Genomic DNA, 23,792 nt, shown 5'->3' with positions numbered 1-23,792 from the left:
TCCGCTTATTGGCGATCCAGGATGTCCAACAGGTAGCTGCCGTAGCCGCTCTTGGCGAGCTTGGCGGCCTGCTGCCGGAGCTCGTCGTCGCTCAGGTAACCCATGCGCCAGGCCACCTCCTCGGGGGCACCAATCTTCAAACCCTGCCGGTTCTCGGTGGTACGAACGTAATTTGAGGCATCATTGAGGTCGCTGAAGGTCCCAGTGTCCAGCCAGGCAGTACCCCGGGGAAACTTCTGCACATGCAAGCTGCCAAGCTCCATGTATTTCCGGTTGATATCCGTGATCTCCAATTCACCCCGGGGAGATGGCTGCAGGTCCTTCGCCATGGCAACAACGTTATTGTCATAAAAATAGAGTCCCGGAACGGCATAGTTGCTTTTGGGGACTGCGGGCTTTTCTTCGATGGAGACTGCCATGCCATGTTCATCGAACTCCACCACGCCATATGCGGAGGGGTCCTTGACCCAGTATCCGAAGATCGCACCGCCGGCGACGTCTGTGTAGTGCCGGAGCTGGTTGCCCATGCCGGGTCCGTTGAAAATGTTGTCACCCAGGATCAGTGCCACGTTGCCTGTTCCGATGTGGTCCTCTCCCAGGATGAAAGCCTGCGCCAGCCCGTCGGGGGTGGGCTGTTCCGCATAGCTGAGATTGATGCCGAACTGCGAACCATCTCCGAGGAGCCGCTGGAACTGGGCAGCATCGCCAGGCGTGGTGATAATCAAAATGTCGCGTATTCCTGCCAGCATCAGCGTGCACAGCGGGTAATAAATCATGGGCTTATCGAACACCGGAACCAGCTGCTTACTGATTCCAAGCGTGATGGGGTGAAGCCTTGAACCCGTTCCACCTGCAAGAACAATTCCTCGCAAACCTGCCGTCCTCACCTATGCCCGGAAATGCCGTGGGCGGTTACTCTAGGGCCATGCAGAGAATCCTTGTCACCGGCGGGGCCGGATTCATCGGATGCAACTTTGTCCACTACATCATGGAGCACACTGGGCTCCATGTCACGGTCCTGGACAAACTGACTTATGCCGGGAACATCGAATCCCTCTCCAGGCTGCCGCAGGAGCGCTTCACCTTCGTCAAGGGCGACATTTGCGATGCTGCGCTGGTTAACGGGCTAACGGAATCGGTTCAAGCGGTGGTGCATTTCGCAGCGGAGTCCCACAACGACAATTCATTGCAGGATCCCCGCCCCTTCCTGGACACTAATCTTTTGGGAACGTTCACCCTGATCGAAGCCGCGCGAAGGTACGGCACACGCTTCCATCACATTTCCACCGATGAGGTCTATGGCGACCTAGCCCTGGATGACCCCCACCGATTTACGGAGAATTCCGTTTACCGGCCAACGAGTCCCTATTCCGCAACGAAAGCGGGCTCGGACATGTTGGTGCGCGCATGGGTGCGTTCTTTCGGACTCAAGGCGACCATCAGCAATTGCTCCAACAATTACGGCCCATACCAACACGTGGAAAAATTCATTCCTCGGCAGATTACCAACATACTGGACGGGAACCGGCCGCATCTTTACGGGAACGGGCGAAATGTTCGCGACTGGATTCATGTGGAAGACCATTCCTCCGCAGTATTGGCCATCTTGGAGCGTGGCGGCATAGGCGAAACCTACTTGATCGGCGCCGATGGAGAACGGTCCAACCGGGAAGTTGTTGAGATGCTGCTTTCACTCGCGGGCCAGCCCCGCGATGCTTATGAGCTGGTGACGGACCGGCCAGGCCATGATCTCCGGTACGCCATCGATTCAAGCAAACTCCGACGCGAGCTCGGGTGGGCTCCCCGATATTCGGACTTCGACGCCGGGCTGGCTGACACGGTCCGGTGGTACAGGGACAACGAGTACTGGTGGAGACCGCAGAAAGCAGCCACAGAGTCCAAATACGCCGGTCAAGGTCACTGAAACGTGGAACAGGGACGTCAACTACGTTCGAGAATAACGCCCATCCCTGGACTGCTGCTGTTTGAGCTTCCTGTTCATGGGGATGGCAGAGGCTGGTTCAAAGAAAACTGGCACCGCGCCAGGATGCTGGCTGCCGGGTTGCCTGACTTCGGCCCGGTGCAGAACAACATTTCCTTCAACGCCGTGCGTGGAACGATCCGCGGCATCCACGCAGAGCCTTGGGACAAGTTCGTTTCGCTGGCCTCGGGACGGATCTTCGGCGCCTGGGTGGACCTGCGTGAGGGTCCAACGTTCGGAACACTGTTTACCGCAGAACTAACCCCGGGCGAGGCCATCTTCGTCCCGCGTGGCGTTGGCAACGCATTCCAGACATTGGAGGAAAATACCGCCTACTGCTACCTGGTCAACGACCATTGGAGCGCGGAGTCACAAAAGGACTACACGTTCCTCAACCTTGCTGATGAGCATGTAGCCGTACCGTGGCCGATCCCCTTGGAGAGCTCCGTCGTTTCCGCGCAGGACAGCAAGCACCCGCGGATGGGAGACGTTGTACCCATGAGCGGCCGGCGTACCCTGGTCCTTGGCGCGGACGGCCAGCTGGGATCCGCCCTTCGGCATGCTTTCGCGGGTGACTCCACGGTGGAGTTCGCCGGGCGCGCGCAGTTCGACATCACCGCCCGGGAGTCCTACGAGGCAGTCAATTGGCGCGATTACTCCACGATCATCAACGCTGCCGCGTTCACCGCAGTCGATGCGGCCGAAAGCGCGGAAGGCCGCGCGGCTGCCTGGAGCATCAACGCAGCTGCCGTTTCCCGTTTGGCGCGTGCCGCCGTCGAGCATTCACTGACTTTTGTCCACATCTCAAGTGACTACGTGTTCGACGGCACTGCAGAGGTTCACTTCGAAGATGAAGTCCCCGCTCCCCTGGGGGTCTACGGTCAAAGCAAGGCCGCCGGAGACCTCGCGGCAGCCACCGTGCCAAGGCATTACATCATCAGGACCAGTTGGGTGGTGGGCGAGGGAAGGAACTTTGTTCGAACCATGGCCTCGTTGGCCACCGAGGGTGTCTCGCCCACGGTGGTGGATGACCAATGGGGGCGGCTGAGCTTCGCCTCTGACATCGCCCCGGGCATTCGTCACCTGCTCCACAGCAAAGCCCCCTACGGGACGTACAACCTCAGCAATGGCGGGAAACCACAGTCCTGGCACGAGGTAGCCCGCGACGTTTACCGCCTGATGGGCGCGGATCCAAAGCTGGTGCTACCCATCAGCACCGCGGACTACGCCAAACCCAACACTGCCCCAAGGCCACGCAGCAGTGTGCTGGACTTGTCAGGAATCCGCGCGACCGGATTTGACCCGCCTTCGGCAACCCAGCGGCTGGCTGAGTACCTCAAGAGTTTGGAGCTCTAGCGGAGTGAGGCGAAACGTCCTAAAGTAGCCGTACGGCAGCCTCTTGCAGGAGGCCGGGAGACAACTCAAATGAACATGTTGACATGGCGGCACAGGTCCGCCACCGACGATCCAGGCAGTGCAGCAGCCTCGGATCGTCGGCCACATGGTGATGCCTTGAGTTGGAGCCGAGAATGCTGCTACCGAAAATTATGCCCATGGGAGATCTCCTCCACAGGGCAGTCCCCCACCTTCACCCCCGACGCGGCGTCGCCGTCGGCAAACTCCAAGGTCAGCGGCACCAAAGTGCCGCCACTTCCGGACCGCCGGCTTCGGAAGCGCCGTGGGTGAGTCTGGGAGGTGTCCCGGTAAAGCTCATGGACGCTGACGGCGCACTTCGGGAGATGTTGGATCGTGCCGGCGCCCCCGATGCGTCGCCCCTGGGTGTTTGCTCCGCAAATTTGGACCACATCCGGCATTTCGGAACCGGAAGCCGCTGGATAGGCACCTTGGACCAGCCCGCGCCCGTTGAGTGGTTGACCCTGATCGACGGTGCGCCCTTAGCTACCGAAGCCCGGCTGATCACCTCGGAGACGTGGCCGCGGCTGGCTGGCAGCGACCTCATTCACCCCTTCTTGGACGGCGCAGCGGCCCGGGGGTTGCGCCTCGGTTTCCTGGGAGGGTCTGAGGAGACCCAGAATCTGATCGCCGGAAAGTTCGCAGCAGAGCGGCCTGAGCTGACGGTCGCTGGGTGGTGGGCCCCTGCACGGTCCACGCTGGGCGATGCCGCAGCCTCCCGTAAGCTCGCCGAGGAGATACGGGCGGCAGCCCCGGACGTCCTGGTGGTTGGTTTAGGAAAACCCCGCCAGGAACTGTGGATAGCGGAGTACGGGCACCTGACCGGCGCCAACGTCCTGCTCGCATTCGGTGCCGTGGTGGATTTCCTGGCGGGAAATGTCCGGCGTGCTCCCCTATGGGCCAGCTCGCACAGCCTCGAATGGGCGTGGCGCCTCATGTTGGAGCCACGCCGGTTGGCACGCCGCTATCTGGTGGATGGGCCGGAGGCGTACATGACGTTGCGGACTTCGAGCAGTTGCGGCATCGAGTCGCCCACGCAGAGGCCAGGCACTCAGACGCCTGCCGCTGCTTACTCTGTCCCGGAACCCGTGCCCAGCCGGGCTCCGGGATCGTTAGTGCCTGTCACCGAAGGGGCCGACGTCGCCGTCGTGGTTGTCACCTACAACAACGCTGAAGACGTCGGGCCGCTGGTGGCCAGCCTGCGCGAGGAAGCGGTCGATATCTCGATCAAAGTGGTGGTGGCGGACAACTCCCCCGATGAGAGCACCCTGCTTGAACTCTCGCATCACCCTGACATCACAACGGTGCGAACAGGGGGAAACCTCGGTTACGCCGGCGGAATCAATGCCGCGATGGCCGTGGCAGGGGAAGCCGGGAGCTACCTCATCCTGAACCCGGACCTACGCGTGGAACCGGGTGCCCTGGCCGCCATGCTCAAACGCATGAATGAGCAGGGGGCCGGTGTGGTGGTACCGGTCCTGTTGGACGACGACGGCAGCATCTACCCGTCGTTACGCCGCGAGCCGGGCGTTCTGCGAGCGCTGGGCGACGCGGCGTTGGGCAGCCATGTGAAGGGCAGGCCTGGTTGGTTATCTGAGATGGATTTTGAGCTGGAGAGTTATGAGCATGGGCACCGGGTTGATTGGGCTACAGGTGCGGCTCTGTTGATTAGTGCTGCGGCTGCGGGGGCGGTGGGTGCTTGGGATGAGCAGTTCTTTTTGTATTCGGAGGAGACGGACTATTGCCGTCGGGTCAGGGGTGCGGGTTTTTCCATCTGGTTTGAACCCGCCGCCAGGATGTGGCATGCACGTGGGGGCTCCGGATCGTCGCCGCAGTTGGCTGCTTTGATGTCGGTCAATCGGGTTCGGTATGCAGCGAAGCATCTCGGGCGCGGAAGGGCGCTGGCTTTCCGTGGAGCTGTCCTGGCGGCCGAGGTTGCGCGCTTGAATAAGCCAGGGCACAGGGATGCGGCGTTGGCGGTTCTGAGTCAGCGGCGTTGGGAGACGCTCCCCCATATGACGCGGACCTCGACCACGGTTATGCCATGATCACGTCCCATCCTTCCGGTGCGGTCATCATCCCGGCTCATAATGAGGCCGGTGTTATCAGCAGGACGCTTGAGGCATTGCGGGAGGTTATTGAGTGGGGCACGGTTGATGTGGTGGTGGCCTGTAATGGGTGCATGGATGCCACCGCGGCTATTGCGTCCCGGTGCCGGGGTGTTCAGGTGGTTAACGTGTCCGAGGCGTCCAAGACTGCGGCGTTAAACGCTGCCGACCTGGCGACGCAGCGTTGGCCGCGTCTTTATCTGGACGCTGATATTGAGGTCAGTGCCCCTGCGCTTCGTGCGGTCTTCGTTGCTTTGGAAGGTGACACTTTGCTGGCTGCCCGTCCGGCTTTGCGGTATGACACCGAGGGAGCTTCGGCTTGGGTGAGGGCGTACTACCGCGCCCGTTCCCGTATACCGGGTAACTCCGAGAGGCTGTGGGGTGCTGGTGCTTATGCTCTCAGCTTTTCCGGGCACGAGCGGTTGGGGACGTTTCCTGCCCTCACCGGTGATGACTACTACGTGGACCGGCTCTTTTCTGCCCATGAGAAGGCGGTGCTGCCTACCGAGCCCGTGGTGGTGCGGACGCCACGGACGTGTACGGCGCTGTTGTCCGTTCTGAGGCGTACCTATAGGGGGAATGCGGAGCAGGATCGTGTATCGGGCGGTGCCTCTATGGGGCGGACCGTAAGGCAGCTGCTTGCCTCGGCCAGGGGGCCGTTGAGCGTCTTTGATGCAGTTGTCTATGTCGCTTTCGCCGGTGCGGGCCGTCGTCGTCCGCTGTTGAGCCGTAAGGCAGTGGCCGCTTGGGAGCGGGACGATAGCAGCCGTTAGTCAGTAGCCGCAGCTTCCGCCGCCGTCGATGCTATAGAGGTGGACGGCGTTGCCGTCGGCGAAGGCATCGGTGAACGTTCCGTCCACCATGGGTATGGTTCGGTTTTCATCAATGACGACGGCGGTGCTGCCGCCGCATTTCAGGGCGAAGGTTGCTGTTCCGCCGGAGTTCTTGTTTGCTCCTGCGAAGACGTAGACCTTGCTGTTGTGAAGTTTGGTGGCGAGGTCCACTGGTCCGGTGGCTGTGGTGGCGCCGTCGAGGAAGGGGGCGTTGAGGATGGGTGCGAGGTCTTGGATTTGCTTGTTTACAGCAGTTACGGCGGGGCGTGATTCGCCTGGACAATCACGCAACACGTGCTGGGTCACGCAGTCTCCGCCGAAACTATGGTTGAAGTAGATGATCCCGCGGGCGCCGTGAATGAGACTGCTCCAGACTGCTGCGCGAATTTCCGGTCCTGTAATCGTAGTTGCCCTTGGTGAGTCCTCAAAGGGGTGGCCGACCTCTACGAATGCCCAGACGGGTCCCTTGCCCTCGGTAAGTGTTCGGATGCGGTCAACTGTCCATCCATAGTTGGCTGCCAACCGGCATTCTTCTTCAGTAAGGTCGTTTGCGTAACCACTGATTGCTCCGCCCTCTGTCCGCGTGCAGATGTTGGGATCCGTGAACCAGTAGTTGTCTGCTGACACGAGATCCTGGAACCCATGGATGAAAGCCCGAGACTGTTCGTCCGAGAGCCAAAAAGTTACTCCCTTGCCGTAGTTCGCGTAGGCCATGACCCCCGGTGGAGCGAGCGCCCGCGTCTCGTTTTGGACTGTGAAACCGCATTTGGACTCCTCCGGGATGCAAATGGGGCCTTCCCCCGGGTACTTGCCGGTCCATGCAGAGTTTCCCGCTCCAGCCCACATGTCGACTTCGTCGGCTAACGCATGCCCGGATGCCTGGGCTGCAGTGAAGGTGGGTATTGCATACATCCCTGAAGCGCGGACGAGATCGAGGTCGGAATCTGCGGTCAAGACGACGTAAGTGTTTAGTCCCGCTGCCCGGTCCTTTGCCACGTAGTCCTTTTCCAAAACGCTTTCAAACCAGACGCCGACTGGGAAGAAATTCGGTTCAGTGGGCAGGGGATTCGTGAAGCGAGAGTAGAAGCCAATGCCGCCATCGACGTTGCGAAGCTCCGTTCCGGACGGGGGCGCTGTTGTGGTTTGAGACGTGTTGATGGTGGGGCCAGGCCCGACGAGTGGATCAAGCTGATGCGCGCCGCCAATGACCACTGCTGCCGCGACGAGGCACAGCAACGCGACAGCGCCAAACATTGTGGTTGTTCTCCGCTTCATGGTTACCGCTTTTCTGGCCGGCACGTAGTGGTTATGTTGCTCCGGTCTCGCTGGGATGGGTTTGTCGTGCAATGCGCCAAAGTGCACCGGAAATTCCCAGCATGAAGAAGAAGAGACTGGCTGCCATGGCAAATGACAATCCGTCGAAGAACATGAAGGTCAGGGCGATCGCACTTATGGAGGCGAGAACGGCTTGACTGACCTGGCGCATTTGGTCGTCGGCCGCAAGCTTACGTGCCCTCCAGACGCAAACAATTGCGCAGAGAATCAGCACAACGAACGCCGCCAGACCAGTGAATCCCAGTTCCACGAGAATGCCGAGAAATTGATTGTCCACAATGACGTAGTCCGGAAGGAAAGTTCCAAACCCGCGTCCCACGACGGGGTTGTTTGCCAGCATGCCAAAGGCCGTCGTGTAGGCGCTGGTCCTTGAGCTGATGCTGGGGTCTGCGCTACCCACCGTGAATAATCCCCGCAAGGTGCCCAGCATGCCGGGCGTCAGAACGTACATTCCACTGGCTAGTCCAATGCCGAGCAGCAATGCACCCCGCCGGATCTTCTTGGGCCAAGACGGTATCAGGGCCAGAACTGCAAAGCCGAAAGCAATCAACGCCGAGCGAGAGACGGACAGGACAGCCGCAGCAGCGATAATCACCACGGGCAGCCATCGTACGAGCCAGTCTTTGGCATGGTCAGTAACAGCGAGCGCGATGGCAATGGGAAGGGACGCGGCGAGCACCACCCCGTATTCCAAAGGATGACTGGCCATTCCCGCCGCTCGAATGAATCCGCCCCTGAACTGTACGCCTGTCAGTTCCGAAGCCGCGCTGAAGCCTGGAATGCTGATCCAATCTACAAGCGATGATCCCGTGGCAAATTGCATCAGTCCAAGGACAGCCGTGGCTGTCCCCACAAGCACGAGGCTCCGCAACACTTTGATCAGTGTTTGGCGACTGGCCAGTCCGTCATTGATGAGCAAGAAGATCCCGGCCCAGCTGGCCAACCTGATAAGCCCACTATCTGCGGGGCTGGATTCTGAATCAGGAACACCGTGCAGCATGGCCAATGAATAGCTGGTCAAGGCCACTGCCAGGAAGACCACCATGGCGATTCGGACCGCTTGGACACCGGCGCGGGTTGGCGTAGTCCGCTGCAACTGATACAGCAGCCACCAGGCAAAGGCCAGTAATCCACACAGCGTGGTAGGTCGGCCAACGGAACCCAACGCAGTAATGGTCAGATTCGACGGAACCAGGCATGTAATGAGCAGGTACACGATGACAAACCACGAAACATCTTTGCGCTCCGAGCCGTCCCGAGCTTTGACGCTGCGTAGGAGATGGGTGTCCTCATAGCCGGGATGCATTCGATGTCTCCTCCACTGGATCGCTACGATTATGCCTTCGTCGCACCAAAACGCGATCACAGTACAGGACCCCTGCCGAAGTGACGGCCAAAGATAGGCCTGCCCAGACCACAGCACCCTTCATACGAGTGACCGGGGTTCCTCCGCCGAAGACGACCTCTGCTTGTGAGGGAGTGGTCTGCGTGGAGATATGGTCGGCCTTCACGGATGCCTCGTCCTGCAGCTCGATCGTGGCGACGTTGATGCGCTCAACTACTACCGCAAGGACCTGGTTCACTCTTTCGGCACTGGTGTCCACCACCTGAACCTTGAGCACCGGCTGGCTGAACGTCTTGTTCCACTGACCGCCGTTGGCGGGCAGCGTCACCGAGAACCCTTGTTGAACCCCAGCACCGTAGAGGGTTCCCCGGGTCAGAGCCAGATCCACGGACGGAGCTTCCTGGTCGACGCGACGCTTGACCATGTCAGCGAATGCAGCCAAGGTCATGGCGCTGCCACCGGAGATCCAGTAGGCCGGTTCGCGTTCAGGGGCAAGGAACGTGACGTCAGCTTCGGTCCAAAAGACCGGCTCCGAAGAACGGATCGCGCCAAGGGCCGCCAGACCCAATGCCAGTCCGAAGGCCACCATGTACCATCGGCGCAGCAGGACCCCCAGAAGTGTTGACGTAGTCATGGCTAACTTGATCCGGAGGACAGCGGCAGGACTCCAGGGATCTCTTCATGCGTTTGCGTGGCTTCCTGGGACGTTTGCTTAGTACGGGACGCTCCGGGACGGACATCTGAGGAGGCCATGATGGGATCCCTGGCCTGTAAGGTCCGGCTACGGAGGGCGGCATTTTCTGCCGTACCTCGACCTTCCATCGGAGATGTCTCGTCGTCCGGCAGGGTATCTTTCTTCAAAGCTTCTTTCTTTCGGGTCCTGGTCATCATCAAGCCATCAACCAGGACAGACAGGACCAGCGTGAGGGCTAACCCCCCAGCACCGGCGACGAAGACCAGCTGTGTGCGGGCCTTCACTTCAGGCACGGCTTTTCGGTCAATGAGAAGGCTCATGGTGGTGATCCTGGCCGGTACTGCGACGTTGAGGGATTCCTGCATTTCGTTGAGGGAGCGCGGGGTTTCGTCCATCACTGCCTTCAAAAGTGCCATTGCTTCTTCAGGGTTGTTTGCAGTGGCTGTGATGACCAGGATCGCGCCGCTGGTACCGCGGTCGGGTTCTGCTGTGTAGCTTGCGGATCCAAAGTTAGCCAGAAGCCGTTCCATCACAGGCTGGGACGTGATTTTGCGGATCAGGATGTCAAGGGCCTCGCTCAGCCCGCCCAAATAGAGGTAAGGGTTCCCGGCATCACCAATGCTTTGGCTTGACGGCATGAGGACCAGGCTTGCCTGAGACTTGTATTTCTCCGGGGCACTTGTCTGGACGGCCATACATAAGAGCCCGGTAACGAGGATGCCTGCAACTACCAGATACCACCGCCGGGCTACACTCGCCAGAACCGTTCGCAACTGCATCATTTGCCCCCTAAATGACGGGGAGCACGTTCGCTGACCGGCTCCGTGGTTTTTTGCTCGCCCAAAAGCGAAAGCAGTTTTTCTGCCCTTACGTCCCATGTGTGCCCCTGTGCTGAGGCCTGGATTTTCCGCTGCTGGTCAGTTGTCAGGACTGTCTCCAGACCTGATCGCACAAGATCCACAAAGTCCCCCGACGTGGCAGCTATCTTCACGAACTCGGAGTCGATCCACCGTGTAGCCGGTAGCTCGGTGGCAACCACAGGAACCCCAAAGGCGAGATATTCGAGTGTCTTGAGCGGGAAGCTTGACCGATTGAATTCCGAATCGGTGTAAGGGGTGAGGCCTATGGTGGCCATGTCCAGTACCCGGGCAACCTCCCGGGGCGGTACCTCGCCACGCCAGTCCACGTTGGGCCGGGACAAGAATTCGTTCAGGCTCCTCTTGGCAGACGGGTCTCGTTCGGTCCTCGGACCCAACACGATTATGGGAAGCATCGTCCGGCCCAGCTCGCTGAGGGTGGCAAAGTCCAAACGTTCATTAAGTTGGCCAACTAATACAGCGACGGGTTGGCGGACTGTTCCGGGGTCGGCCGGAACGGGTGCCCTGCAGCCGTTTGGCAGAAACTCGACCTTCCGGCCGGAGAATTCAGAGATCTTCCGCGCCAGTTCCGGCGATACCGCCGTGATGACATCGGCCGCAGCGATGTTGGCGCTGAGGACCCGTTGCAGATGTGTCCGGGATAAACCCATGAGCTCCGCTGATGCAAGCCAATCGTCGGTCAGATGCAGAAGCCGCGGCGCGGATAGTCCTCGCGGGAACTGTACCAATGGAGAAGCATTGACCACTCCTGCAATGCCGTCCTTCCACTTCTTCCCTGCCGACTGCATGGTCCACCGGGCAATGGCCTCGGTAGATCGTCGTAGCAGGGGGCGGGTGAAGCCTGGGAGGGCAGGCACGCGCAATCTGCGCACTGTGGGGGTCGCAGACTCAGTCTCCCCGTGAAAGCTTCGTACGGTGTGACGACGTACGTCCCCGTCCCGGACAACAGAAACCGGATGATCGACCCAGAGAACCTTCGCGCGGACGCTCAATGCCTCCGCAAGTAGCCTGTCCGTGCCTGGCACTCCGTTCCATTGCCCACCAGAGATGTACATAATGGTGTCGCTCATGCCTTCACCGCCTTGGGCACGTTCGATCCAGTGGACGTCATGGCCACAGGGCGGGCGTTGAAGTCCTCTGCAGCTTGCCGGCCTTGCAAACGCTGGTAACGTCGACGGACTACATGGGAGGAGTACCGTGAAAGAGCTGTTGCCTCTGCCCACAGAGCGAACGGCAAACCGGGGCGTACGCTAATGAAGCGCTGGTATAACTCAGTTTGGCGTTGAGCAGCTGCGTCAAGTGAAAACCTGCCTTCCACCACCGTCCGTCCAAATGGGCCCAGCGCGTTACGAAGTGACCGATCCTCCAAAAGCGCGTGCAGGATTGACACCAAACCAGCACGGCCAGCGCCAGTAGTACCCGGACCGGAGCCGTACCACCCCTGCCACAAAAACGCGGGCAGTGAATCCGGTGTGAGAAGTTCCCAGAATCCCCTTTCGCCTTGGACCACGAGCGGTTTCGCGAAGGACAAACCACGCAGCGCCGAACCGCCCATGCCCAGGACGACATCGGCGGCAGCGTAGGCAGGGCGGGGGTCCGAGAGTTCACCCGTGAGCGTTACCGTGTCCCGCCCGGTGGCTGCGTTGATACCGGCAGCCAGTCCTGCCACTTCTTCCGCCGCCGGGCCTGTTCCGGCAATGATCAGCCGTATGGGCCATTCCGTAGACAACAGACGGACGACATCCATGGCGCAGAGGATGCCCTCAAGCTTTAATTCCTTTGCCAGCCGCGTAACGCACACAACATTCAGGGAACCGTCTGAGGGTGCGAACTGCCGCTTGAATACTTCCAAGCCAGTTGTGGCCGAAGCTTGATTGGCGCGAGTATCCACCGGAGGTTCCATGAGATGCACGTTCCTCCTGCGCCGGGAGACTTCCCATTGCTGAATTTGCTCCGTGCCGACCATCAGCGGCATGGACTTCGGAATAAAGGGAGCCACCGCCATGGACATGACAGTTGCGACAGCGGTAGTACCACGGACCAGTTTGGAAGCGGCGAGGCACTCCAACGCCGGGGGCCATTCGTAACCATGCACTATGTCGATGCGGCGCTCGCGGACAGTGTGCACCAAAGCACCGATTACCCTTGGCGAAGGACGCTTCCCCGGCAAAGGGGCGGCAATGAACTCCAACCCCAGCTCACTGGCCCTCTCAACGAGGGGGCCAGGCTGGCCGAAGAGGATCACCGTGTGGCCCATCTGCTGCATTGCGGCACCGAGTTCGATGGCATTCAGCTGGCTGCCTCCCATGCGGAGATCGTGGGGGTAAACAAGTATCCTCATGACGGTGCCACGTCCCGTCCACGGCCCCAGCGCTTGACGTCCCGAAGGTCTTGGCGTTGAACGACCGTCAGCACAGCCATCGCAACGATTCCAAGGCCCGTAGAAGCGAGTATCGCTCCCAGCGGAGAGTCAATGGAATCCGTCAGCGTGAAACAGCCCTTCACCGTGAGGGCAGCCAAGGCAAAGGGAAGCCAAAGCCGCTTTCCTACAGCCACCAGCGAAACGTTCGCCCGCCGCAATGCCCTGAGGTAGAGAGGCGAGGTAACCAGCAGGGCAACCAGCACCGGCGCTGCAGCAAGCCCCGGCATCCCTGCGAGCGCACCGCCGCCCAGCAACGCCGGAACCAGGGCGAACAGTGCAATCACCTGCACGTTCAATATGGACAGGGAAGAACCCAGAACCACCAGATAGTCGTAGAGAAGTTCATGGAGGATGCGGAACACCGTCAGCGGCGCCAGCCACATCAGGGCCGTTCCCGCAGGCGCCCAAGCCTCTCCATAGACCACTCTGACAAGGGGCATGGCGCACCCGACCATCACCGCCGATACCGGCAACACCACAACCGACACCGCGCCGATCATGGCCAGCAATGCTGCCTTCATGTCGTCAGGCCTGTCCTGCAGCCGGGCAAACGTTGCCGGCGCCACGCTGCGTAGGGGTTGGGACAGAAGGCTCGAGGGCCATCCCGCCATATTGAATGCCATCACGTAGAAACCCAGAATTACTGGACCAAACAGTCTTCCCGCAATGAGCTGGTCAATGTAGCCCACCGCAAAGACCACGGCGCTTGCGCCGGCCAGGGGAAGGCCAAACACCAGGAGCTGTCTGGCGGACTGCGGTGAGAACCCGAAACGATAGGGCAAAGGCGAGTAGATCAGGAACAGAACCGCCGCGACAACGCTGGCCAGAACTCTGCCAACGGCAAGGCTCATGGCCCCCATTCCGCCGACCACCAGAAGCAACGAGGCACCTGCCCCCAGCCACACATTGACTTGGTCAATGACCATGCGCTGGCCTTGCCGGAAATTGCGTTGCAGAAGGGCCGCGGGGGTGGCCACCAGTCCATTAAGAACGATGCAGACGGCCAGCACCCGGACTACGTCCGTTGCTTCTTCATTTCCCATGGCAGCCGTGAAATAGGGTGCAGCCACATAGGAAGCGCCGAACAACAGGACACTGCAGGTTGCCGAAATTGTCGTTACTGTAGCCGCTATGGTCTTGGGGTCACCGGGCCAACGGACGATCGCGAGGCTTACTCCCAATTCGTTGAAACTTAGTACCGCTACCAACGCGACAAACGCCACGGCGTAGGTTCCGAACTCTTCGGGACCGAGCAGACGCGCGAGCGCTATGCCAATGCCAATGGTCCCCAGCCTTGTGATGAACGCGTTGATCACGCTGATGGCAAATGCTTTGGTGGGCGTCGGTGTCTGCCGGGGGGTAACCGGGCTCCTAAGGGTCACTGCACGCCCTCCAGCTCCGGAGTGTTGCCCCGCCGGATCACCCTGGCCGGCACGCCGGCCCAGGTTTCATCCTCAGGTACATCGGTCAGGACCGCGGCCCCCATGCCAATGGTCGCTTTCGCACCGATGTTCAGGCGCTCGCGAACGCTGGCATTCATGCCCAGGTATGCGGCCCTGCCGATGCGGACGTTGCCTCCGAGTGATACGCCGGAGGCAAGCGTGGCGTAGTCACCGATCAGGTCATCGTGGGTGAAGGTAACCCCTGGCATGGCCACAACATGGTCGCCGATGGTCACGGAGGCTGTCATGCTCACGTGGGCAAGGATGATGCTTCCCCGGCCAATCACGCAGCCCTCGGGGACGTGCACTGACGGATCTATCGCTGTGGCATAGCGATCTTCGGCGAGTCCCAGGGCGCGGAGCCTCATCACGACGCCTTCCCGCCCGGTCCCTGATCCAATGCAGATCAGCAGCAATGCATGGGGGTAGTTCATGGCCTCACGGACAGGACCCAGCACGTGGGCCCCGTCCACTACACGGCCGAGCTTGTCTTCGTCGTCGTCGAGGATCCCTATGACGTCGAAGGGCCCGCTGCTGCGGACCATGGCAAGTACCTCCCGGGCCAAGCCGCTTGCCGCAATGAGGAGTAGCTCGCTCATGGCTGACCCGCCGCGCGCAGCACGGAGTCGACGACGCGGACTTGATCGTGGAGTGCCAGCTCGTGGTAAAGCGGGAGGATGAGGGTGTGATCCGACAACCACTCTGTGACGCCCAGTTCAGCTGTACCTGTGTCCGCACCGGCATAAGCCGGCTGCCGGTGCGCGGCCATGATTCCGCGACGTGCTGAGATACCGTCCGAGGCCAAATGAGCCATGAGAGCCTCACGTCCCAGGGGGAACGCCGGACCCACCTCCAGCCAGCACGACTGGAAGTTGCTCGTGCCGTACTCCGGATCGCCCACCAGACGGATGCCCTCCACTCCGGCAAAGGCGCTTGCGTAGGTAGCGGCGAGTTCGCGCCGACGCCGGACAACCGCTTCGAGGCGGCCGAGCTGGACGATTCCGACGGCGGCCTGAAGATCGGTCATGCGGTAGTTGAACCCGATCTCGAGGTACTCCTCCGAGGGGGCGAGCAAGCTGGCGTGCCGGTCAGCGGCGGAAACGCTCATGGCATGCTCGCGGAGCCGCCGTGCCCTGTCACCGAGGTCCTGATGCGCGGTGGTGAGCATGCCACCCTCCCCCGTGGTGAGAATTTTGCGCGGGTGGAAGGACCAAGCCGCCAGTTCCGCGGTGGCACCCACCGGTTGTCCGCGGTAGCTGGAGCCGATAGCGCACGCCGCGTCCTCCACCACCGTTATCCCGAGAGGATCGCAGAGTGCCCGGAGGGGTTCGAGGTCAACCGGGACTCCGCCCTGGTCCACGGCGATGACCGCCCGGGTATCGGGAGTCAGGGCGGCCTTGATGGTTGCAGCGGTGACGCAGCCTGTATGAAGATCGACGTCGGCGAAAATCGGCCGCGCGCCCACATACGTAGCTGCATTTGCGGTAGCAATGAAGGAGAAGGACGGCACCACGACGTCATCGCCGGCTCCGACGCCGGCGACAATAAGCGCCAAGTGCAGTGCCGAGGTGCAGCTCGAGGTTGCGACGGCAAATCCTGCATGTTGACCGGCTGCGAAGGCTTCCTCGAATTCCCTTACCTTAGGACCCTGGGCTACCCAGCCTGAGGCGATCACGTCAGCAAGCGCTTGTGCTTCTTCTTCACCGAGCCACGGCTTCATGACATCGATGCGGCCCAACCGGGTCTCGGAGATGGTCATCGCGCACCAACTGCCGGAGCAGTCGGGCGACTTACCGGGCGGGTTGCGGCGATCTCTTCACGAAGCGGACTCCACCAGGAGACTAGGGAACGCAACCCGTCTTCCAAACCCACCGCGGCCTCGAACCCCAGGTCTTCGCGTGCTGCCGTGACATCCGCCAGGCGTCTGGCAACTCCGTTGACGGCCCGTTCAGGGCCATGTTCCAGATGAAGAGGCGAGTTCATGACCTTAAGCAGCGTTTGAGCCAGTTCAGCCAGGCTGGTTTCGGTACCACTGGCCACGTTATAGACGCCCTCGCGGACGTTGCTGACGGCAGCGAGGACATTGGCCCTGGCAACGTCCGCCGTATGGATGAAGTCCATGGTTTGCTGTCCGCTGCCGAAAATCAGCGGTGGCTGGCCATCGACTATCCGCTCCATCCAACGGACCAAGACTTCGGTGTAGAGGCCGTGGACGTCCATGCGGGGCCCGTAAACGTTGAAGTACCTCAGTAGGACATAGTCCAGGCCTGACATGGCGTGGAAGCTCCTTGCCATGCCTTCGTTGAAGGACTTTGCCGCGCCGTAGAAGGTGTCGTTGTTGTGGTGGTGGTGGCTTTCCTTGGTGGGAAATTCTTCGGCCATGCCGTAAACGGAGGCACTGGATGCTGAAATGAGCCGGTCCACCTTGTGCGCTGCGGCAGCCTCGTAGACGTTGAAGGTCCCATCCACCAGTACTTCAAGGGCCAGCCGCGGTTCTTCCGCGCATTGGGTGATGCGGATGGCAGCCTGATGGAAGATAAGGTCCTTGCCCTGGGTGAGGTCGTGGACAAGGTCGCGGTCACGCAGGTCGCCTTCGACCAGCTGCACCCTGTCACTGGCGAGGGCATCGTCCAGGTTTGCGCGGCGGCCCCGGACGAGGTTGTCCAACACGTCTACGTGCGCCGCACCGGCGTCGAGCAGTTGATCAACCAGCGTCGAGCCTATGGTCCCAGCGCCACCGGTAACCAGAACGCGTGCCCCTAGAAGCTCTTTCACCGTGCAACCTGGAAAGAGACTTCATTCCCGGCGACTATGGTCGATTGTCCTTCAGTACTCAAGCTTTGGGTGACGGCTTCGAGGACGGATAAGACACGAAGCCCGGATTCACCGCTGGTCCGAGGCGTTGTCCGGTTGCGGATGGAGGAGGCGAGTTCGCCCACCACCTGGCCCAGCGGCTCCCGTTCCTGCAGGGCCGGGGACCATGTGTCCCCCAGCCGGTAGGAGATGGCTGAGGTCCGTTTGTCCGCTGCGGACCGGGGTTGATGCTCCAGGCTCACGCCGCGGTCGTACACGCTCAGGCGCTGCTGGGGATTGAGGTCGTCCCACACCAAGGTCCTCTTTGAGCCGCCGATGATCATTTGCCGGATTTTGGTGGGGCTGAGCCAGTTCACATGAATATGGACCATGGCATCGTTGGGCAGGCCGAAGGTGAGGTGTCCCACACAGTCCCTGCCGGTCCCCAGAGGATCTGCGCCGTGGGCGGAGATTTCCGTAGGATGCAGGCCGCCGGGAAGGACGAAGTCCAGGATTGACAGGTCATGCGGGGCCAGGTCCCAGAAAACGTTGACATCCGGTTGGACGAGGCCAAGGTTGATGCGAACGGAGTCGACATACAAAATGTCGCCCAATGCGCCGCTGGCCACCAGTTCCTGGATCTTCAGGACTGCTGGAGTGAAGCAGTACGTGTGATCTGCCATGAGGACCAACCCCCTGGCCTTTGCTTCTTCAACCATTTCCAGGCCCTTGGCGCGGCTGTCAGCCAAAGGCTTCTCCACCAGAACATGTTTGCCTGCCCGCAGGGCCGTCATCACCACCCCATGGTGAGTGTGCGCCGGAGTCGCTACTGCTATGGCATCGAGGTTGTAGGCATCCAACAGCTCGTCCAAAGATTCGACGACGGCCACCCCGCCAACGGCCTCCGCGAGCTTCATGCCCCGGTCGACGTCGAGGTCGCAGATGGCAACCAGATCCCAGTCCGGGCTGGCCTTGAGGTTCCGGGCGAGATTGGGCCCCCAATACCCTGCTCCCACCACAGCGATGCGGAGCCGGGGCAGTAGTCCGTGGCCGTTCAGTTGTCCTGATGGAATGGTTCGTATGGTCATTTCCCACTCTGCTTCTGTGTTGACAGTCCGATTCGCTTGATTTGTTGCAGCCCTTGGCTAGTAGGCTCCGGCCGGTTGGATCATTGCCCTGAAAGTTCGCCACATGATCATCAGGTCTCCCGCTATGGACCAGTTCTCCACGTAGTAGAGGTCCAGCCGAACGGCCTCGTCCCATGGCAAGTCGGATCGCCCGTTAATCTGCCAGAGGCCGGTGATGCCGGGTTTGATGAGGAGCCGGCGATGCGTATGCCGTTCATATCCGCTCACTTCCCTGGCCAGCGGCGGCCGCGGCCCCACCAGGCTCATGTTGCCCATCAGGACATTCCAGAACTGGGGCAATTCATCCAGGGAGTACTTGCGCATCCAACGGCCGCACCGGGTGATGCGTGGATCCCCGCGGATCTTGAACAGAACCCCCGCGCCCTCGTCCTGGGTGTTGAGCTCTTCCAAACGGGTTTCGGCGTCCACCACCATGGAACGGAACTTCAGCATGTGGAACGTTGTACCTCTCCGTCCGACCCGTTCCTGGTGGAAAAGTACGGGGCCCGGGCTGTCATGGTGAACTATGGCGGCAAGGAGCAGCAGGATCGGTGACAGGATCAGCAATGCCGACGCCGAGACCGTAATGTCCATCAACCGCTTAAGCGTGTGCTTACCCCCGGAGTAGTGCGGGATGTCCACGTGCATCAAAGGGAGTCCCTCCACCGGCCGCCAGTGGATGCGCGGGCCGGCAACATTGGTCAGGGCGGCCGCAAGGACAAGTTCGGCCGCATTCTCCTCCAGACGCCATCCGAGCTCCTGGATGAACTGATTTCCACCGGGCACGGGGCCGGCCACAATAACTGCATTGGCTCCTGTCTGCCGGACGGTGTCGGCAATGCCGTAGATCGACGACAGGACAGGGACTCGAAGGTGGTCCACCTTCAGAACCGCACCACGCCGGGCGCCCGGGAGGCACGCTCCGAGGATGTCGTAGGCGGCACCGGATTTCCGGTTGATTTGTTTGATGACGTATCTGACGTCCTGCGGTTCACCTACAACTATCGCGCGGGAAAGGCAGCGGCCGCGGGACTTTTCGTGGCTCAACCACCGGCGGAAACTCCACCTGCTGCCGGTGAGCGCCACCAGACCAAGCGGCAAGGAGACAAGGACAAATGCACTGACCGCATCAAGCCGGAAAACCACGGCCACTATGCCCAGGAAGCCAAAGACGCGGAAACTGGCCGAGAGGACGCGCTTGTATTCCTCGGGCCCGACGCCGAGGACTTTGGGATCGCGGGTGCGGTAGACCTCCAATGATCCCAACCAGAGAAGTCCAAGTATCAACGCCATCAGCAGATGGCGTGTGTAGCCAGGGCTTTCGGTAGACAAGGACAGCCCGTCGGTGTTGAGGACAAAGCCGGCGAAGACCGCGGCAGACACCAAGGCCATGTCGGTCATGCGGAGACTGTTGGTGAGCGAGTGCGTCCAATCGGAGCGGCTACGCCGGGCAGATGGGATGTGCGGAGCGGCGCGGGTGACTGGCGGCACGAAGTCCAGAGTGACCTCGGACCTTGGTGCCGCCAGTCCCGCCTTTTCGGACCGTTGTGCAGCAACGGACCTGTCAATCCAGGGAGACGCCGGCGGATTGACGTCGACGATGGCAGTTTTTGCGGGAAAGACTGAATGCGCCAGGGCATGGTCCGCACCCCGGGGTGCCGCTACCTTGCCCGTACGCAAAACTGGAACTTTCACCATGTCAGCCTTCTTTGCAGACCTGCCATTGCCTACTAATCAGTGAAGCGGCGACGCTGTGGTGGCGCACCAGTAGTCGGTACTCAAGTTTGCGCAGGATTACCCATCACACTTACGTGCGAGTACCTAGCATGCGACGGCGGGACTACGTGCTTTCGTGCCTGTCCATGAGGAGAAAAACGGCCGTAATCCGGGCCCGGAACAACCATATGGATCCCGGGAGATGGCACAAAAAAACCGGCCACCCCAGAGTGGCCGGTTAATGAGTGTGTTTAGTCCTCCACTATCTCCAAATCCTCGTCCAGGACGTCGTCGTCCTCTTCATCCTCGTCATCAAAGACTTGCAGCGGAGTAACCTCGGAGTAGGCCTCGTACAGTGCATCTTCATAAACCTCGAAGGCATCGGCGACGGCGAAAAAAGCCGCCTCGACGTTGGGGTCACCTTCACCCCGACGGGCCGATGCAGCAGCCAGATGTTCTTCCAGGGCGGCGGTCAGTGATTGAAGCGCGACACGCGGATCGATGCTCATGACTTCACGTTAGCCGGAAAAAGACGAAAATGGAGAGGGATGAGAGAACAATTTCCGGGCAGCTCCGTTGAGCGCCAAAGAGACTACGCACGTCAGTACGAATACCTCGTTCTGACGGTCGGACCTGACGATTCGCTGCCGGAAGCCCGGCGACGGCTCGCCGAACACTCCGAATACGGCAAGTGGGAACTCGAACGCAGCGTGCTCTATCTGGGTGGCGGGCGACGCTTCTGGCTGCGCCGAAAAGTCTATTCCGTCCAGCGCACGGTCTGAACTCAGGGGCACTACCCAGCCGGGCTGCTGATGCTAGTCTCCCAGCGGACCCAGCCACGCATTCGCCACCGTGTTGTGGGCTGATTCATCGTTGGACGGATGGAAGATTCCCGCCAGGACATCCCTGTACAGCCGCTCCATCTCAGAACCGCGGAAGTAGCTGGATCCTCCCGTCACCCGGATCGCTAAGTCCACTACGTGGCGTGCGTTCTCCGTAGCCCGGGACTTGAGTCCCACAAGCTTGGGGAACCACTGGACTCCGTGGTCCACCAAGCTGTCCACGTCCCTGGCGAGAGACGAGATTTGCGGTGCGATCCCGTCCATGGCCAATGCCGCATCTGCCACCTTCCAGCGGATATCGGGGTCCTGGGCGTAGGAGCGACCACCGTGCTTCGCCGAAACCCTGCGCTTGACGTTCGCCACCCCGAGGGTGAACGCGCGCTCGGCAACGCCGGTGTAAACGGCGGCCAGCAACGTCTCGAAGCAAGCGAATATGGCGAAGAACAGCAGGTCCTTGCCGGGTCCCACAGGCAGTTTGCGGAAGATCCGTTCCGGCGGAATCACGGCTCCGTGGAGGAGGGTGGTGTTGGAGGCACTGGCACGCATGCCCAAGGTGTCCCAGTCGCTCAATGTTTCGTGGCCCGGCTCATCGCGTCGGAGAAAGCCAAAGACCAGCTCACCGGCACCGTCCCGTGCGTGAGCATCCTTGCCGAACGTCCCCAGCCGGGTCCAACCCCGGGAGAGGCTGGTAAAGATCTTTCGGCCGGTGAAACTGTAGCTTCCGTCAGGCAGCGGTTCGGCAACCGTGCCGGAATCGAACAACATGGAATCGTTGCCGGCTTCGGAAATACCGAAAGCAAAAATTTCGCCCTCCCCTGCCTCCTTCAGCACGAAGTCCAGCGATGTGTCCCCGCGTGCGGACATGACCTGCGCGACGCCGGTCCACACCAAGTGCATATTGACGGCCAACGCTGTGGCAGGCGCGGCCGTGGCGAGACGCTGCTGCAAGGCAGCCACCGCTTCGAGTCCAAGACCGAAACCGCCGTCGGCTTCCGGCACGAACAACTTCAGGTAACCGGCAGCGGCCAGATCATCAAGGTCTTCTTGGAAGAACTGGTTGTTGTGGTCGTAGCCTGCGGCGCGGCCACGGAGCCGTTCAAGAAGTTCGTCGGGAAGGATTTCTTCGGGACTCATGGCGGGGAGCTCCTCGTTAGTAGTTGCTTAGCAGGGTGTTCAGGACCCGCGCTCCGAACTGGAGGGACTCTGCCGGCACGCGCTCGTCAACGCCGTGGAACATTCCGGTGAAGTCGAGTTCATCGGGCAGCATCAGGGGGGCGAAACCGTAGCCGGTGATCCCTATCTTGCTCAACGACTTATTGTCGGTGCCCCCTGAGAGCGTGTAAGGAAGGACTTTCGCGCCAGGGTCTTCGGAATGCAGGGCATCGATCATGGAATCCACCAGGTTCCCCGCAAACGGTACTTCCAAGGAGACGTCCTTGTTGACGTAGCTGATCTCGATGCCATCACCGGCGAGTTCCTTGATGGTCTCGAACACCAGCTCCTGCTGGCCTGGAAGCGTACGGCAGTCAATGAACGCCTCGGCCGATTCCGGGATCACGTTGTGCTTGTAACCGGAGCGCAGGAAGGTGGGGTTGGAAGTGTTCTGAAGCGTGGCACCGACGAACCGGGCCACAGTGCCAAGCTCCTTCAGGAGGATGTCCGGGTTGTCGGCGTCGAACTCGACGCCGGTGAGTTCAGTGACGCCGTCCAGGAACTGTCGGGTGGTGGGCGTCAGTTCTACGGGCCACTTGTATTCACCGATGCGTGTGACGGCTGAGGCCAACCGGGTTACAGCATTGTCGGTATTGATCTGGGACCCGTGGCCCGCCCGCCCATGGGCAAGCAAACGCAACCACGACAATCCCTTCTCCGCGGTCTGCAGCAGGTAGGTCCGCTGTCCACCGATGGTGGCGGAGAAGCCTCCCACTTCCGAGATCGCTTCGGTGGCGCCGTCGAAAAGTTCACGTCGGTGTTCCACGGCGTACCTCGCGCCGTAGGTGCCGCCGGCCTCCTCGTCGGCAAAGAAAGCAAAGATAATGTCCCGCTTGGGCTTGCGTCCCGTCCTGGCGAAGTTACGCATGACTGAAAGGATCATGGCGTCCATGTCTTTCATGTCTACGGCGCCGCGACCCCAGACGAGGCCGTCCTTCAATTCGCCGCTGAAGGGGTCTACGCTCCATTGGTCCTTAAGGGCAGGGACGACGTCCAAGTGTCCGTGAACCACCAGTGCGTCCGCTGAGGGATCTTCGCCGGCCATGCGGGTGACCACGTTCGCGCGCCCCGGGGCGGATTCGAAGATCTCGGCTTCGAGGCCGACTTCGGTGATCAACCCTGCCGTGTACTCCGCTGCTGCCCTCTCCCCCGGACCGGAGTCGTCGCCAAAGTTGGACGAGTCGATCCGGATGAGCTCCTGGCAGATCCGGACAACTTCGTCTTCGGGGCGGATGGCAGACATTGAAACTCTCCTTGCGTGGCTGGGCTGCAGGTCGGGGTGACGAGGGCTGCGGTTTCCGCGGCGTCTGACGTCCCTTCTTCCCTCAGCCTACCCATCAGCAGTTGCCGAAGTCCGGAATATGCGTCGTGACAAGGGCCCGGGGCGCTGCCGCTTGTACCCCGCCCACTACCGATTTTTCAGCGACCTGAAACCGTGTTAGAGTTTTTCTCGCTGCTTCGGAGGAAAGTGAAGCACCGCAAGGTGCATAACGAACCATCTGAACACCACCTGCGCGGGTGGCGGAATGGCAGACGCGCTAGCTTGAGGTGCTAGTCCTCGAAAGGGGGTGGGGGTTCAAGTCCCCCTCCGCGCACCATCGCAAGGCCTGGAATCCATGGATTTCGGGCCTTGTTTTGTTTGATGGCTTGT

21 protein-coding genes and 1 tRNA gene are annotated in these 23,792 nt (G+C 60.8%); 6 read left to right on the top strand and 16 right to left on the bottom strand.

What is annotated here, in order from left to right; translation table 11 throughout:
• Nucleotides 1-5 precede the first annotated feature (5 nt).
• Nucleotides 6-872 carry a glucose-1-phosphate thymidylyltransferase RfbA gene (gene rfbA / locus J7I86_RS15920; RefSeq protein WP_214821341.1) on the bottom strand — a complete coding sequence of 289 codons (867 nt, stop codon included), beginning with the start codon at nt 870-872 and terminating at the stop codon, nt 6-8.
• A gap of 53 nt (nt 873-925) precedes the next feature.
• On the opposite strand from rfbA, the gene rfbB reads away from it, so the two are divergent.
• The 4 genes from rfbB (at nt 926) to J7I86_RS15900 (ending at nt 6,275) form a co-directional block, all read left to right on the top strand.
• On the top strand, nt 926-1,924 hold the full coding sequence (rfbB, locus tag J7I86_RS15915; RefSeq protein WP_214821339.1) for a dTDP-glucose 4,6-dehydratase: 999 nt from the start codon (nt 926-928) through the stop codon (nt 1,922-1,924).
• 3 nt (nt 1,925-1,927) lie between these two features.
• Nucleotides 1,928-3,337 carry a bifunctional dTDP-4-dehydrorhamnose 3,5-epimerase family protein/NAD(P)-dependent oxidoreductase gene (locus J7I86_RS15910; protein WP_214821337.1) on the top strand — a complete coding sequence of 470 codons (1,410 nt, stop codon included), beginning with the start codon at nt 1,928-1,930 and terminating at the stop codon, nt 3,335-3,337.
• A 197-nt stretch (nt 3,338-3,534) separates the two neighbouring features.
• Nucleotides 3,535-5,442, top strand: coding sequence for a WecB/TagA/CpsF family glycosyltransferase (locus J7I86_RS15905; protein ID WP_286179862.1), 1,908 nt, complete (start codon nt 3,535-3,537; stop codon nt 5,440-5,442).
• Entirely contained in the window at nt 5,439-6,275 is an 837-nt protein-coding gene (locus J7I86_RS15900) for a glycosyltransferase family 2 protein (RefSeq protein WP_214821335.1), read from the top strand. The genes J7I86_RS15905 and J7I86_RS15900 overlap by 4 nt, the downstream gene beginning before the upstream one ends.
• On the opposite strand, the gene J7I86_RS15895 is transcribed toward J7I86_RS15900, so the two are convergent.
• The 13 genes from J7I86_RS15895 to J7I86_RS15835 all read right to left on the bottom strand — a co-directional run bounded on the left by J7I86_RS15895 (nt 6,276) and on the right by J7I86_RS15835 (nt 20,596).
• Nucleotides 6,276-7,610 carry a hypothetical protein gene (locus J7I86_RS15895; protein ID WP_214821334.1) on the bottom strand — a complete coding sequence of 445 codons (1,335 nt, stop codon included), beginning with the start codon at nt 7,608-7,610 and terminating at the stop codon, nt 6,276-6,278.
• Between the two features lie 31 nt (nt 7,611-7,641).
• Complete coding sequence (locus J7I86_RS15890; RefSeq protein ID WP_214821333.1) at nt 7,642-8,976, bottom strand: O-antigen ligase; 1,335 nt, start codon at nt 8,974-8,976, stop codon at nt 7,642-7,644.
• Nucleotides 8,960-9,649 (bottom strand): hypothetical protein, encoded by a 690-nt coding sequence (locus J7I86_RS15885; RefSeq protein ID WP_214821332.1) that lies wholly within the window; start codon nt 9,647-9,649, stop codon nt 8,960-8,962. The genes J7I86_RS15890 and J7I86_RS15885 overlap by 17 nt, the downstream gene beginning before the upstream one ends.
• A gap of 2 nt (nt 9,650-9,651) precedes the next feature.
• On the bottom strand, nt 9,652-10,347 hold the full coding sequence (locus J7I86_RS15880; protein ID WP_214821331.1) for a hypothetical protein: 696 nt from the start codon (nt 10,345-10,347) through the stop codon (nt 9,652-9,654).
• A 140-nt stretch (nt 10,348-10,487) separates the two neighbouring features.
• Complete coding sequence (locus J7I86_RS15875; RefSeq protein ID WP_214821329.1) at nt 10,488-11,657, bottom strand: glycosyltransferase; 1,170 nt, start codon at nt 11,655-11,657, stop codon at nt 10,488-10,490.
• Nucleotides 11,654-12,928: a glycosyltransferase family 4 protein gene (locus tag J7I86_RS15870; protein ID WP_214821327.1), complete on the bottom strand. Its 1,275-nt coding sequence runs from the start codon at nt 12,926-12,928 to the stop codon at nt 11,654-11,656. Before J7I86_RS15870 ends, J7I86_RS15875 begins: the two co-directional genes overlap by 4 nt.
• A complete protein-coding gene (locus J7I86_RS15865) occupies nt 12,925-14,391 on the bottom strand; it encodes an oligosaccharide flippase family protein (protein WP_214821325.1) in 1,467 nt (488 codons plus the stop codon). Before J7I86_RS15865 ends, J7I86_RS15870 begins: the two co-directional genes overlap by 4 nt.
• Nucleotides 14,388-15,050, bottom strand: coding sequence for an acetyltransferase (locus tag J7I86_RS15860; protein ID WP_214821323.1), 663 nt, complete (start codon nt 15,048-15,050; stop codon nt 14,388-14,390). Before J7I86_RS15860 ends, J7I86_RS15865 begins: the two co-directional genes overlap by 4 nt.
• Nucleotides 15,047-16,210, bottom strand: a complete 1,164-nt coding sequence (locus J7I86_RS15855; RefSeq protein WP_214821322.1) for a DegT/DnrJ/EryC1/StrS aminotransferase family protein — start codon at nt 16,208-16,210, stop codon at nt 15,047-15,049. Before J7I86_RS15855 ends, J7I86_RS15860 begins: the two co-directional genes overlap by 4 nt.
• Nucleotides 16,207-17,226: an NAD-dependent epimerase/dehydratase family protein gene (locus tag J7I86_RS15850; RefSeq protein WP_214821321.1), complete on the bottom strand. Its 1,020-nt coding sequence runs from the start codon at nt 17,224-17,226 to the stop codon at nt 16,207-16,209. The genes J7I86_RS15855 and J7I86_RS15850 overlap by 4 nt, the downstream gene beginning before the upstream one ends.
• Nucleotides 17,223-18,332, bottom strand: coding sequence for a Gfo/Idh/MocA family protein (locus J7I86_RS15845; protein WP_214821320.1), 1,110 nt, complete (start codon nt 18,330-18,332; stop codon nt 17,223-17,225). The genes J7I86_RS15850 and J7I86_RS15845 overlap by 4 nt, the downstream gene beginning before the upstream one ends.
• 57 nt (nt 18,333-18,389) lie before the next feature.
• Nucleotides 18,390-20,069 (bottom strand): sugar transferase, encoded by a 1,680-nt coding sequence (locus J7I86_RS15840; RefSeq protein WP_214821319.1) that lies wholly within the window; start codon nt 20,067-20,069, stop codon nt 18,390-18,392.
• 269 nt (nt 20,070-20,338) lie between these two features.
• Nucleotides 20,339-20,596, bottom strand: a complete 258-nt coding sequence (locus J7I86_RS15835; protein ID WP_214821318.1) for a hypothetical protein — start codon at nt 20,594-20,596, stop codon at nt 20,339-20,341.
• Nucleotides 20,597-20,635: 39 nt separating this feature from the next.
• Between J7I86_RS15835 and J7I86_RS15830 the strand changes: the two genes are divergently transcribed.
• On the top strand, nt 20,636-20,869 hold the full coding sequence (locus tag J7I86_RS15830) for a DUF5703 family protein (protein ID WP_017200923.1): 234 nt from the start codon (nt 20,636-20,638) through the stop codon (nt 20,867-20,869).
• Between the two features lie 33 nt (nt 20,870-20,902).
• On the opposite strand, the gene J7I86_RS15825 is transcribed toward J7I86_RS15830, so the two are convergent.
• Both J7I86_RS15825 and J7I86_RS15820 read right to left on the bottom strand, forming a co-directional pair.
• On the bottom strand, nt 20,903-22,063 hold the full coding sequence (locus J7I86_RS15825; protein ID WP_214821317.1) for an acyl-CoA dehydrogenase family protein: 1,161 nt from the start codon (nt 22,061-22,063) through the stop codon (nt 20,903-20,905).
• A 16-nt stretch (nt 22,064-22,079) separates the two neighbouring features.
• Nucleotides 22,080-23,384 (bottom strand): M20/M25/M40 family metallo-hydrolase, encoded by a 1,305-nt coding sequence (locus J7I86_RS15820; RefSeq protein WP_214821316.1) that lies wholly within the window; start codon nt 23,382-23,384, stop codon nt 22,080-22,082.
• Between the two features lie 269 nt (nt 23,385-23,653).
• Here J7I86_RS15820 and J7I86_RS15815 point away from each other — a divergent pair.
• Nucleotides 23,654-23,739: transfer RNA gene (locus tag J7I86_RS15815), tRNA-Leu, on the top strand.
• Nucleotides 23,740-23,792: the final 53 nt, after the last annotated feature.

Origin of the sequence: Arthrobacter sp. ISL-95 (assembly GCF_018613695.1) — a bacterium.
GTDB lineage: Bacteria > Actinomycetota > Actinomycetes > Actinomycetales > Micrococcaceae > Arthrobacter.
Note: the sequence above shows the minus strand (reverse complement) of the source record. Positions and strands in the feature narration are given on the sequence as shown.